The sequence below is a fragment of the Mesorhizobium sp. B2-1-8 genome (genome assembly GCF_006442545.2).
Taxonomy (GTDB): domain Bacteria; phylum Pseudomonadota; class Alphaproteobacteria; order Rhizobiales; family Rhizobiaceae; genus Mesorhizobium.
The window spans coordinates 4,192,326-4,204,946 of sequence record NZ_CP083952.1 but is presented as its reverse complement, the minus strand read 5'-3'; the positions used below and the strand labels follow the sequence as shown (position 1 = coordinate 4,204,946).

Annotated in this window: 13 protein-coding genes; all 13 read left to right on the top strand. The window is 61.4% G+C overall.

Annotated features, from left to right (window positions below):
* Positions 1 to 8 precede the first annotated feature (8 nt).
* The 13 genes from rplO (at position 9) to FJ970_RS20465 (ending at position 12,520) form a co-directional block, all read left to right on the top strand.
* Positions 9 to 482, top strand: coding sequence for a 50S ribosomal protein L15 (rplO, locus tag FJ970_RS20525; RefSeq protein ID WP_140758598.1), 474 nt, complete (start codon positions 9 to 11; stop codon positions 480 to 482).
* Between the two features lie 193 nt (positions 483 to 675).
* A complete protein-coding gene (secY, locus tag FJ970_RS20520; RefSeq protein WP_140758599.1) occupies positions 676 to 2,016 on the top strand; it encodes a preprotein translocase subunit SecY in 1,341 nt (446 codons plus the stop codon).
* Entirely contained in the window at positions 2,013 to 2,609 is a 597-nt protein-coding gene (locus FJ970_RS20515; protein WP_140758600.1) for an adenylate kinase, read from the top strand. The genes secY and FJ970_RS20515 overlap by 4 nt, the downstream gene beginning before the upstream one ends.
* A gap of 219 nt (positions 2,610 to 2,828) precedes the next feature.
* Positions 2,829 to 3,197, top strand: coding sequence for a 30S ribosomal protein S13 (gene rpsM / locus FJ970_RS20510; protein ID WP_006205445.1), 369 nt, complete (start codon positions 2,829 to 2,831; stop codon positions 3,195 to 3,197).
* 137 nt (positions 3,198 to 3,334) lie between these two features.
* Positions 3,335 to 3,724 carry a 30S ribosomal protein S11 gene (gene rpsK, locus FJ970_RS20505; protein WP_006205444.1) on the top strand — a complete coding sequence of 130 codons (390 nt, stop codon included), beginning with the start codon at positions 3,335 to 3,337 and terminating at the stop codon, positions 3,722 to 3,724.
* Positions 3,725 to 3,826: 102 nt separating this feature from the next.
* Positions 3,827 to 4,837 (top strand): DNA-directed RNA polymerase subunit alpha, encoded by a 1,011-nt coding sequence (locus FJ970_RS20500; RefSeq protein WP_006205443.1) that lies wholly within the window; start codon positions 3,827 to 3,829, stop codon positions 4,835 to 4,837.
* Between the two features lie 104 nt (positions 4,838 to 4,941).
* Positions 4,942 to 5,370 (top strand): 50S ribosomal protein L17, encoded by a 429-nt coding sequence (gene rplQ, locus FJ970_RS20495; RefSeq protein WP_127279754.1) that lies wholly within the window; start codon positions 4,942 to 4,944, stop codon positions 5,368 to 5,370.
* A gap of 179 nt (positions 5,371 to 5,549) precedes the next feature.
* A complete protein-coding gene (locus FJ970_RS20490) occupies positions 5,550 to 7,043 on the top strand; it encodes a DegQ family serine endoprotease (protein WP_140758601.1) in 1,494 nt (497 codons plus the stop codon).
* Between the two features lie 44 nt (positions 7,044 to 7,087).
* Positions 7,088 to 8,395: a replication-associated recombination protein A gene (locus tag FJ970_RS20485; protein WP_140758602.1), complete on the top strand. Its 1,308-nt coding sequence runs from the start codon at positions 7,088 to 7,090 to the stop codon at positions 8,393 to 8,395.
* A gap of 5 nt (positions 8,396 to 8,400) precedes the next feature.
* Positions 8,401 to 9,078, top strand: coding sequence for a DUF930 domain-containing protein (locus tag FJ970_RS20480; protein WP_227791861.1), 678 nt, complete (start codon positions 8,401 to 8,403; stop codon positions 9,076 to 9,078).
* 157 nt (positions 9,079 to 9,235) lie between these two features.
* Positions 9,236 to 10,066: an aspartyl/asparaginyl beta-hydroxylase domain-containing protein gene (locus FJ970_RS20475; protein ID WP_140758603.1), complete on the top strand. Its 831-nt coding sequence runs from the start codon at positions 9,236 to 9,238 to the stop codon at positions 10,064 to 10,066.
* A 336-nt stretch (positions 10,067 to 10,402) separates the two neighbouring features.
* Positions 10,403 to 12,058, top strand: coding sequence for a hypothetical protein (locus tag FJ970_RS20470; protein ID WP_140758725.1), 1,656 nt, complete (start codon positions 10,403 to 10,405; stop codon positions 12,056 to 12,058).
* A gap of 165 nt (positions 12,059 to 12,223) precedes the next feature.
* Positions 12,224 to 12,520 (top strand): hypothetical protein, encoded by a 297-nt coding sequence (locus FJ970_RS20465; RefSeq protein ID WP_140758604.1) that lies wholly within the window; start codon positions 12,224 to 12,226, stop codon positions 12,518 to 12,520.
* Positions 12,521 to 12,621 lie beyond the last annotated feature (101 nt).

The following is a 12,621-nucleotide window of genomic DNA, read 5'->3' as shown; positions in this document are numbered from 1 at the left end:
GAAGCAAGATGAAACTCAACGATCTGCGTGACAAGGACGGCGCGACGCACTCCAAGAAGCGTCTCGGCCGCGGTATAGGCTCCGGTTCGGGCAAGACCGCCGGTCGCGGCGTCAAGGGCCAGAAGGCGCGCTCCGGCGTTGCCGTCAACGGCTTCGAGGGTGGCCAGATGCCGCTCTATCGGCGCCTGCCGAAGCGTGGCTTCAACAACATTTTCGCCAAGAGCTTCGTTGTCGTGTCGCTGGCCCGCATCCAGGAAGCCGTCGATGCCAAGAAGCTTGACGTCAAGGCGACCGTGACGGCCGAGGCGCTTGTCGCCGCCGGCGTCATCCGTCGCGTCAAGGATGGCGTGCGCGTGCTGTCCGATGGCGAACTCAAGGCCAAGCTCGCCTTCGACGTCGCTGGCGCCTCCAAGGCCGCGATCGAGAAGATCGAAAAGGCCGGCGGTTCGGTCAAGCTGCCGGAAAAGGCAGCTGCCGAGTAACGGCAATTTGAAGCGCGGTCGGCAAGAGTGGCATTCGTTTTTGCTTTCGATCGCGCTTTGATCTGCTCAATTTAGCGGCCGCGTCAACGCGGCCGCTTGCATGTTTACAGCCCGGAGCTTATCTCGTGAGCTTCGGTGAAACGCACCGCCTGACCCCACGGGCCATCAAGCGTTACCAAGCGGAGAATCAGGCATGGCTTCGGCTGCTGAACAACTAGCCTCGAATCTGAATTTCTCGGCCTTCGCCAAGGCGGAGGACCTGAAGAAACGCATCTGGTTCACCATCGGCGCGTTGCTCGTCTACCGTCTCGGCACCTACATCCCGCTTCCCGGGATCAATCCCGACGCCTTCGCCCATGCCTTCTCCTCGCAGAGCAAGGGCGTGCTCGGCATGTTCAACATGTTCGCCGGCGGTGCCGTGCAGCGCATGGCGATCTTCGCGCTCGGCATCATGCCCTATATCTCCGCCTCCATCATCATGCAGCTGATGACCTCGGTCATTCCCTCGCTGGAAGCGCTGAAGAAGGAAGGCGAACAGGGCCGCAAGGTCATCAACCAATACACGCGCTACGGCACCGTGCTCCTGGCGCTCGTGCAGGCCTATGGTATTTCGGTGGGACTGGAGAACGGCAACGGCATCGTCAATGATCCCGGGATGTTCTTCCGTCTCTCGACCGTCGTCACGCTGGTCGGCGGCACCATGTTCCTGATGTGGCTCGGCGAACAGATCACCGCGCGCGGCATCGGCAACGGCATTTCGCTGATCATCTTCTCCGGCATCGTCGCCGGCCTGCCGCGCGCCATATCGGGGACACTGGAACTCGGCCGCACCGGCGCGCTGTCGACCGGCCTGATCCTGGCGATCATCGTGCTGGCCATTGTCGTCATCGCGCTCATCGTCTTCTTCGAGCGGGCTCAGCGCCGCCTGCTGATCCAGTATCCGAAGCGCCAAGTCGGCAATCGCATGTTCCAGGGCGATACCTCGCACCTGCCGCTCAAGCTCAACACGTCGGGCGTCATCCCGCCGATCTTCGCGTCGTCGCTGCTCTTGCTGCCGGCGACCGTCGCCGGTTTCTCGCAGGCGACCAACATGCCGGCCTGGGCCAGCACCATCCTGGCCTCGCTCGGCCACGGCCAGCCGCTCTACATGGCATTCTACGCGGCGATGATCGTGTTCTTCGCCTTCTTCTACACTGCGATTGTCTTCAACCCGAAGGACACCGCCGACCAGCTCAAGAAGCATTCGGGCTTCATCCCGGGCTACCGGCCGGGCGAGCGCACCGCCGATTACATCGATTACGTTCTCACCCGCATCACCGTCGTCGGCGCCATCTATCTGGTGCTGGTGTGCCTGCTGCCGGAGTTCCTGATCTCGGCGACTGGCGTACCATTCTACCTCGGTGGCACATCGCTTCTGATCGTGGTCAGTGTCACGCTCGATACGGTTGCGCAGATTCAGGGTCACCTGATCGCGCACCAGTATGAAGGGCTGATCAAGAAGTCGAAGCTGCGCGGGGGGAAGAAAGCCAGATGAGGTTGATTTTGCTTGGGCCGCCGGGGGCGGGCAAGGGGACACAAGCACAAAGACTGGTAGAAAAACACGGCATACCCCAGCTCTCGACGGGTGACATGCTGCGTGCTGCCGTCCAGGCGGGTACCGAGGTCGGCAAGCGTGCCAAGGCGGTGATGGATGCCGGCGAGCTGGTCTCCGACGCCATCGTCAACGCCATCGTCGCCGAGCGTATCGATCAGGCCGACTGTGCCAGGGGGTTTATCCTCGACGGCTACCCGCGTACGCTGGTGCAGGCCGATGCGGTTGAATCGATGCTCTCGGAGCGTGGCATCGGCCTCGACACGGTTGTCGAACTCGTCGTCGACGACAGGGCCCTGGTCGGCCGGATCGTCAAGCGCGCCGATGATGCCAAGGCGGCCGGCCAGCCGGTGCGCAAGGACGACAATCCGGCCGTGTTCGAAGAGCGCCTGCGGGAATACTACAAGAAGACCGCTCCGCTGACCGGCTACTATTACGCCAAGGGCAAGCTCAAGACTGTGGACGGCATGGCCAGTATCGACGCGGTAACCGCCGAGATCGAAGCCGTGCTCGCGGCGGCTACAAAGGCGCGGTAAGGGAATTTAAAGATTGAGCTTGACGGAGACGGTTCGCTGCGGTATGGCGGCCCGTCTTCCTGTCAGATGCGCACTTTGCTTGTCCGCAAGGGCAAGGTAGTCGCTTTGAACTGGAAACTCCCGCAAGGGCCGGCCTCCACCGGACGCGGGGCAATGTGGACAGCGCCGGACCTGCCTTGTTTTCGAGGGTTGGCCGGCCCATATGGAGAAGAGAAGAACATGGCTCGTATAGCCGGCGTCAACATTCCGACCAACAAGCGCGTCGTCATCGCGCTTCAGTACATTCACGGCATTGGCAAGAAGTTCGCCCAGGAGATCGTCGACAAGGTCGGCATCCCGGCCGAGCGCCGCGTCAACCAGCTGACCGACGCGGAAGTGCTGCAGATCCGCGAGACCATCGACCGCGATTACCAGGTCGAAGGCGACCTGCGCCGCGAAGTGTCGATGAACATCAAGCGCCTGATGGATCTCGGCTGCTACCGCGGCCTGCGTCATCGCCGCTCGCTGCCGGTTCGCGGCCAGCGCACCCATACCAATGCTCGTACCCGCAAGGGCCCGGCCAAATCGATCGCGGGCAAGAAGAAGTAAGAGAGTGAGTAGCTGGTAGTGGGTAGTGGATTGCGGCGTTGACGCCTGCACTGTCACTACTCACTAATTCACTGCTCACTTTTCCAGGTGGAGCCGCTGGCATTACGGCGGTGTAGAGATCAATTGAAAGGACTACCATGGCCAAGGAAGCCGCACGTGTTCGCCGCCGCGAACGCAAGAACATCTCGTCGGGCGTTGCCCACGTCAATTCGACCTTCAACAACACGATGATCACCATCACCGACGCGCAGGGCAATTCGATCGCCTGGTCGTCGGCCGGTGCCCAGGGCTTCAAGGGTTCGCGCAAGTCGACCCCGTTCGCCGCCCAGATGGCTGCCGAGGACGTTGCCAAGAAGGCCCAGGAACACGGCATGCGCATGCTCGAAGTCGAGGTCTGCGGACCAGGCTCCGGTCGCGAATCGGCGCTGCGCGCCCTGCAGGCGGCCGGCTTCACCATCACCTCGATCCGTGATGTGACGCCGATCCCGCACAATGGCTGCCGCCCGCGCAAGAAGCGCCGCGTCTAAGCAATTTATCGAACGCCGCGTGAGCGCCCAGAGCGTTCCTCCACGGTATTCCAGGTCGCCCGCCACGATTGGATAGTGGCGGGTCAACGGAAGGAAAGCATCATGATCCAGAAAAATTGGCAGGAACTGATCAAGCCGAACAAGATCGAGTTCTCGTCGAAGAAGAAGACGCTGACCACGCTGGTCGCCGAGCCGCTCGAGCGCGGCTTTGGCCTCACCCTCGGCAACGCGCTGCGCCGCGTGCTTCTGTCTTCGCTGCGCGGTGCGGCCGTCACCGCCGTGCAGATCGACGGCGTTCTGCATGAATTCTCGTCCATCGCCGGTGTGCGCGAGGACGTGACCGACATCGTCCTCAACATCAAGGAAATCGCCATCCGCATGGAAGGCGATGGCCCCAAGCGCATGGTCGTGCGCAAGCAGGGCCCGGGCGCGGTTCTCGCCGGCGACATCCAGACGGTTGGCGATGTCGAGATCCTCAACCCCGACCACGTCATCTGCACGCTGGACGAAGGCGCTGAAATCCGCATGGAATTCACCGTCGACACCGGCAAGGGCTACGTGCCGGCCGAGCGCAACCGAGCCGAAGACGCGCCGATTGGCCTGATCCCGGTCGACAGCCTGTATTCGCCGGTGAAGAAGGTCTCCTACAAGGTCGAGAACACCCGCGAGGGCCAGGTTCTCGACTATGACAAGCTGACCATGACCATTGAGACCGACGGTTCGATCTCAGGCGAGGACGCGGTGGCTTTCGCCGCCCGCATCCTGCAGGACCAGCTTGGCCTGTTCGTCAACTTCGACGAGCCGCAGAAGGAAGTCGCCGCCGAAGCCGTCACCGAACTCGCCTTCAACCCGGCGCTGCTCAAGAAGGTCGACGAGCTCGAGCTTTCGGTGCGTTCGGCCAACTGCCTGAAGAACGACAACATCGTCTACATCGGCGATCTCATCCAGAAGACCGAAGCCGAGATGCTGCGCACCCCGAACTTCGGCCGCAAGTCGCTGAACGAGATCAAGGAAGTGCTGGCGGCGATGGGCCTGCACCTCGGTATGGAAGTGCCGGATTGGCCGCCGGAAAATATCGAAGACCTCGCAAAGCGTTACGAAGACCAATATTGAGCATGAACTCCAAGGATCGGCGGCGCGAGCCGCTCGATCCGACGGTCGTGCGGAAAACCATCAGAGGCCGTGGCCTCTTGAACAACTGAAGAAGGAAAAGAGCCATGCGCCACGGTTTCAAAGGCCGCCGCTTCGCCCGCAGCATAAGCCACCGCAAGTCGATGTTCGCCAACCTGGCGGTGTCGCTGCTCGAGCACGAGCAGATCGTCACCACCTTGCCGAAGGCGAAGGACCTGCGTCCGATCGTCGAGAAGCTGGTGACGCTCGGCAAGCGCGGCGACCTGCACGCCCGCCGCCAGGTGATCGCCCAGATCGGCAATGAAGGCGTCGTCAAGCGCCTGTTCGACACCATCGCCCCGCGCTATGCCACCCGCAACGGCGGCTACCTGCGCATCATGAAGGCGGGCTTCCGTCACGGCGACAATGCCGCGATGGCGGTCATCGAGTTCGTCGACCGCGACACCGACGCCAAGGGCGCCGGCGACCGCGCCCGCCTCGAGGCGGAAGGCACGGACGAAGCCGCGGCCGCATAAGGTTTCGTCTTTTAGATTGAATTCAAAAGGGGCCCGCGGGCCCCTTTTTCATATTCTGCACGCGCCAGAGCGTACCCAAACTATTGATTGGCGCGAAAATAATCGGATTTCAGCGGCTTAGCCTTTCATTTTGCACATTCGTCGGGACAATGCGCCCGAACTCGCTTGGAGGATTCGCAATGCGCGCCAAAAGACTGTCCCTTGTTCTGCTCTGCGCCTTCATGGTGTTCGCAGCCGCACCGGCAGTCCGGCAGGCGCTGGCCGAGGACGCCGCCAAGCCAGCCGATCCCGGGCTCTCCGATGTGCTGACCGACTTGCTGCATGGCGTCGAAGGCGAGAATGCCACTTCCGGCCCGGACAAGCGCGTGCCGTTCGGCCGCGAGGAGGTCCAGCTTTCCTTCGCGCCGCTGGTCAAGCAGACGGCGCCTGCCGTGGTCAATGTCTATGCCTCGCAGACGGCCAAGGTGACGTCACCCTTTGAAGGCGACCCCTTCTTCGAGGAGTTTTTCGGCCGTGCCCAGCCGCGCGCGCAGTCTTCGCTGGGGTCGGGCGTGCTGGTCGATCCGAGCGGTGTCATCGTCACCAATTTCCATGTCATCAAGGACGCCGACGAGGTCAAGGTGGCGACCGCCGACGGCCGCGAGTTCACCAGCAAGGTGATGCTGAAGGACGAGACGCTCGACCTTGCCGTGCTCAAGATCGAGTCCGACAAACCGTTCCCGGTGATCGCCATCGGCGATTCCGACGCGCTCGAGGTGGGCGACCTGGTGCTGGCCATCGGCAATCCCTTCGGCGTTGGCCAGACCACCACCAGCGGCATCGTTTCCGCGCTTGCGCGCAGCCATATCGGCGTCTCGGATTCGGGCTATTTCATCCAGACCGACGCCGCTATCAATCCCGGCAATTCCGGCGGTGCGCTGATCAACATGGGCGGCCAGCTCGTCGGCATCAACACCGCCATCTACAGCCGCAGCGGCGGCTCGATCGGTATCGGCTTTGCCATCCCCGCCAACATGGTGCGGGCTTTTGCCGATGCCGCCAAGGCCGGTCTCGATTTCTTCGAACGCCCCTATATCGGCGCCGAGTTCGAAGCGGTGACACCGCAGATCGCCGAATCGCTCGGCATGGAAAAGCCGACCGGGGCGCTGGTCTCCTCGGTCGACGCGTCGGGTCCCGCCGGCAAGGCAGGGCTGAAGCCCGGCGATGTCGTGCTGCAGATCAACGGCAAGCCGGTCGAGAGCATCGAGGCGCTGGACTATCGCATGGCGACGCTGTCGATCGGCACCAAGGCGAATTTCGCGATCCTGACCAAGGGCCAGCAGGCGGCGATGGATATCGCGCTGGAGCGTGCGCCGGAGGGTGCAAAAGCCTCGGAAGTGACATTGCATGGCCGCAGCCCGTTCTCGGGCGCCAAGGTCTCGGAACTGTCGCCGCGGCTTGCCCAGAAGCTCGGCCTGCGGACCGATCTCAAGGGCGTGACCGTGATCGACATCAACCGTGATTCGCCGGCCGCCGATTTCGGCTTCCAGCCGGGCGACATCGTGCGCGAGGTCAACGGCACGACTATCGATACGGCAGCTGTCCTGGCACAGGTCGCCCAGCAGGATACGCGCTGGTGGCGCTTTACCGTCGAGCGCGGCGGGCAGATACTACGCCAGGTGTTGCGTTACTGAGTTCGATCCCCTGAAGGATCGCGCTCCAAACCTAAAAGAAGTGCATGGCCGATCTGTTCAGCGTTGACGAACCGGAAAAGGTGTCGCCCGGGCGGCCGCTGGCCGACAGGTTGCGTCCGAAGAACCTTGGCGAGGTCGTCGGCCAGGAGCATCTGACGGGTCCCGACGGCGCGCTGACCCGGCTGATCGGCTCCGGTTCGCTGGGCTCGATGATCTTCTGGGGGCCGCCCGGCACCGGCAAGACCACGGTGGCGCGATTGCTTGCCGGCGAGACCAGCCTTGCGTTCGAGCAGATATCCGCCGTCTTTTCCGGCGTCGCCGATCTGAAGAAGGTGTTCGAGGCGGCCAAGCTGCGCCGCGCCAACGGCCGCCAAACCCTCCTTTTCGTCGACGAGATTCATCGCTTCAACCGAGCCCAGCAGGATTCTTTTCTTCCCGTCATGGAGGATGGAACGGTTGTCCTGGTCGGCGCCACGACTGAAAACCCGTCCTTCGAACTCAACGCGGCCTTGTTGTCGCGCGCGCGGGTCATGGTCTTTCATTCGCTCGGCGAAGACAGCATCGCCATGCTGATGACGCGGGCGGAGGAGACCGAGGGCAGGGCGCTGCCGCTCGATGACGAGGCGCGAGCGATGCTGATCCGCATGAGCGATGGCGACGGACGCGCATCGCTGACGCTTGCCGAGGAAGTCTGGCGCGCGGCCAAGCCTGGCGAGATATTCGATCCCGAGGGGCTGCAGCGCATCGTGCAGCGCCGCGCGCCGATCTACGACAAGGGCCAGGACGGCCACTACAATCTGATCTCGGCGCTGCACAAGTCGGTGCGCGGCTCGGATCCGGATGCCGCACTCTACTATCTCGCGCGCATGTTCGATGCCGGCGAGGATCCGCTCTATCTCGGCCGCCGGCTGGTGCGCATGGCGATGGAGGACATCGGGCTGGCCGATCCGCAGGCACTGGTCGTCGCCAACGCCGCCAAGGATGCCTATGACTATCTCGGCTCTCCGGAGGGCGAACTCGCTTTCGCCGAGGCCACTGTCTATCTCGCTACCGCGCCGAAATCCAACGCCGTCTATACGGCTTTCAAGGCAGCTACGCGGGCCGCGAAGGAACATGGCTCGCTGCTGCCGCCGAAGCACATCCTCAACGCGCCGACCAAGCTGATGAAAGAGGAGGATTACGGCGCCGGCTACCGATACGACCATGATGAGCCGGACGCCTTTTCAGGCCAGGACTATTTTCCCGAGAAGATGGGTCGACAAACCTTCTACGATCCGCCCGAGCGTGGTTTCGAGCGCGATATTAGAAAGCGGCTCGACTACTGGGCAAAGCTGCGCAAAGAGCGGGAATAACCGGTTTGCGTGGCCCGGTGGTCGTCACGCTTCGGGACGAGGCTTCGCCCTGGGGCATTTCAACTTCGGTCGTCCTCCATATACTGTTCGCCGCGACACTGGCATTGATGCCGTTGCCGAAGCGGCCGACCGGGCTGGAGGACGAGCGGGTGTCGGTCGACATCCTGACGCCTGAACAGTTCGAGGCATCGACGAAACCGCCGCCGGCCCCTGCGGCTCCAGCGGTACCGGAGGCGCGGGCGGCAGAGCCACCACCTGCTTCGAACCCGCCCAAAACTCAACCGCCCGTCGCGCCTGCCATGATTCGTCCGACGCGGATGCTGTCGGCCAAGACCCTGGCCGATCCGCGTAGCAAGCAGGCGCGCGCCGATCTCGAGACCTTCGCATCCGACGAGCGCATGGTGCAGCTTTGCAATCTGGAGGCCATGGATCAGATCCGCCAATGGCGCGCGGATTTCCGGCCAGAGCAGGTGGTCCCCTACGCAACCGCCGAGGAAAAGATCACCGACACGACGATCGCCGCTGACGGTGCGGCTTTTCGCAGCCGTAGAAACTGGTACAGTTTGAAGTTCAAATGCCAGCTTGCGCAGGACGGCGAAAGTGTCATTGGCTTTGAATTCCTGGTCGGCGATCCCGTGGCCAGGGACAAATGGGACGAGCTTGGCTTGCCGGAAGTGCATTGACAGCCCGGCAGGCTTCACCAGGCAGCCAGCCCGGCCAGCTACCATGGCCGTTGTGCGGTGATCCAAAAGACCTTATCAAGGCGCACGGTCGGGCGGTGGCCGTTGCCATGATTTGGGCACCTCATTCGCAACAGGATCGCGCTTCGCGCGTAGAAAAATGACAAAAAACCTTCGCAAATCCCTTCGCAAGTTCGCCATTGCCATCCCGCTTCTTGCCCTTGGCTTCTATTTCATCCCGATCCTGACGACGATCTTCATCGTCTGTGGCCTGATCGACGTGCTGCGCAACGACAGGAAGGATCTGGCGCTGTTCAGCGGCTACTTCCTTGGCAACGGGCTCTTCACCTGGTTGCTTTCACCCTTCAACCTGTTGGTCGATCTTCTGTGCTACAGAAATCCGGGCGTGTGGAAGCTGGAGCAGTTTCCCGCCGACTATCAGCGTGAAGTCAACGAGGTCCTTGATGTCTTCAAGGCGCGCAAGGATGAGATCATCGCCGATATCGACGCCAATTTCGGCGCCGGCCGGCGCGGCATGTATGTCTACCAGTGGTATGGCAAACACAGGATAGACAACGTTGAGGAATTCAATAAGGATTTCAAATACATCAAGACGATTGCCGTTTCCGTCTTCAGCAAGCGCGAATCGACCTCCTGGCATTTCGGGCCGCTGCGGCTCAGCCTACGCATCCTCTACAATCTGATCCCGGTGAAAGCTGAGATTTTCGTCGAATGCGGCAACGTCAAGAACTACTGGTACGACAATCCGCAGTTCATTTTCGACGACACGCTGCTGCATCGCTCGGTCAACGAGTATGATGGCCGCCGCTACTGCGTTTTCATGGATATTATCAGGCCGTCCCCGGTGCCTCGCCTGATCGCAGGCATGCTCGCGGTCGTCTCGGTGAGCGTCGAGCGCATCAATTCGATGTTCTACAAGAACTGGAAAATGATTGGCTCCACAAAGCCAAAGAAGGTCGAAACCACCTGAGTTGAATATCTATTGGTGCTGTCGGCGAAGCCGGCAGCATCCCACCATGGAATTTGGCGCAATTCCATGAAATGCAGACGACTTTCCGCAGGGAATTGCGTCAAGACAAGAGCCGCTGCCGGCGCCGGTGTATTGAGGGCCGCCAGGCTATGCTCCTCCAAGACGGGCAGCTTTAGCGTTGCGTTGGTTCAGACCTCGACCTCTTTGGGCTACCGACAATTCATTATATGAACTGTGTAGCAGGATTCGCATTTGCCCGAATGGCTACGGCTGCGTCAGGGCGTCTCGATTCTGCCGTCGGCAGTTCTGTCCCTCTTCCTTCCTTGGCGGATCCAAGTGTCAAAGAACAAAGTCTTCGGATTCTGGACGGGAGCCTACATATGCACCGTGATGCTAGGCATTGCCATCAGCGCCGCGTACATAAAGCTTGAAGAACCAGTCTATTATTGGGACAACGCTGCTTATTTCAATGTGTTCAACCGGCAGGGGGCGCTCCTGGTCGAGAACCCCTTGGACTGGCTGAGCCAGTTGGCCACCTCCATCGCCACGGAAGATTATGGTGTGGCGATCCTGGTGCCGTTGATGCCCTTTCACATCGTCTTCGGTGGTTCGAGGCTTTCCTTCGTTGCTGGAATAGTGTCGGTCTACCTGGCTCCAGCGGCTCTCTTCATAGGCAGGATAAGTTATCTCGAGGCGGTTTCCGAAGCACCTTCTCGAAGCTGGCCAGCCGTCTGGATCGCGGCCTTGCTCTACACGCCGTTCTGGGCGCCGACACTTCGTGGAATGCCTGATGTTGCCGGTTGCCTCGCTCTCACCGCGGCAACCTATTTCCTGTGGAAGTCCAAATTCCTGACCCGCGAACCGGTGGTGAGCGGAATATCCGTCGGCGCGAGCCTATGGTTGGCGTTCACGCTGCGTCGCTGGTACGCCTACGCCGCTATCGGGGTTGCCCTTTCCGCGGCGTTCCTGGGTTTGCTGCGGATCGCAAGGGACCGAGACCTTCCGGCGTTCCGTGCGGCGGTAGGGGGTGGCCTGTGCGCGACCTTCGTTATCGCCGCAACCGCATTGAGCTTTCAACTGCCGCTGATCGCCAGAATTGTGGGAACGAGCTACGGCGACCTCTACAGCGGATACAAGACGACCTTTGTCACCCAGCTCGGTGAAATGGGGAGCCGGCTCAGCTATGTAAATTGGCTGCTGATCATTGCCGGGCTTTACATCTCCATTGTCCGCCGCAACAGGTTCTCCCTATTCTGCGCCATCGTCTCGATGCTCACATTTTTGATTTTCACCCGGACGCAGGATCCGGACCGCCATCATTCACTGCCGATGTTTCTTTGGCTTTTTCCCGCATACGCCCAGGCCATCGTCGCGATCGTTTCCGTACCCGCCTTGAAATCGCGATGGTGGACCGCCGGCATGGCGGTCGTCGCTGGACTCGCTTTCTTGGGCACATTTTTCCCGACGGGTCGTCAACTCCTGTCTCCGGTCGATTTCGTTTTTGCGCGAGAGGCCACGCTCCCGCTCCATCTCGACAATCTCCCCGAATACAGGCGCATGATCGATGATCTGACCAGCAGATTGGGACCAGAGGATCGCTTTTCGGTTTTTGCCTCGGGAGCTGTGATGAGCGATGCGCTGTTGTTCGGGATGGATCGGGACCTCGTTCCTCATGTCGGCTGGATTTGCCAGGTGGACAGTCGTGATGGGTTTCGGCCGGACGCATTGCAATCCAGATTTGTGATTGTGACCGACCCGCCGGTTACTCATCTGCAACCAGGCGCGCAGATTTGCGTCACGCTTCCGAACCAATATATTCTTGACGGGCAAGGCATCGGTGCCGCCTACAAGCGCGTTGCGCGGTACCAATTGTCCGGCGCCGTTACCGGCTATCTGTATGAGCAGATTCGCCCCGTCACGCAGCAGGAACTCAACGCGCTGTACGGCGAATTCCGGAAGGAATATCCGGACTGGACAACGCCTGTCTGGTGAACCGCGATCTGGCGATGATCGCCCGATATCGCGCAACCTGGGAAGCGCGTTTCCTGACGCGGTCGACTGTCCGTGGTATCCCGAAGCGTCACCGGCTCCAAGGGCACCGGATTCAGGGGCACCGGATTCAGGGGCACCGGATTCAGGGGCACCGGATTCAGGGGATTGACGCCGGCACCCTCGCACCGGCAGCAACGGCTACGTTCAATCTGGCCTCTTGTTGTTGTCGGCGGCAGCATCCGTGCCGGCATCCGCCATTTGACCAGTATGGGCGCTCTGCGCCTCGTCGCCCCCAACTACCCCCGGGGCACGATGGCGATCAACATCATCGGCTCCTTCGCGATGGGGCTGTTGTGGGAGCGGGGGGCCACGCTGCCCGCGTTCGGTTACGCACTGGCCAGTGTCATTGTCGCCATTGTCGCCCTGTTTTTGGGTCTTTGGTTTGTAAGAAGCCTGCCATAAAGCACGCCTTGGCGTGCTTTATGGTTTTGGGCGGCATGCATTAGTGCTATTGCCGCGCCAAGCGCGGGCCAAGAGCCCTGCTCGGGAAACGGACAAGCGAA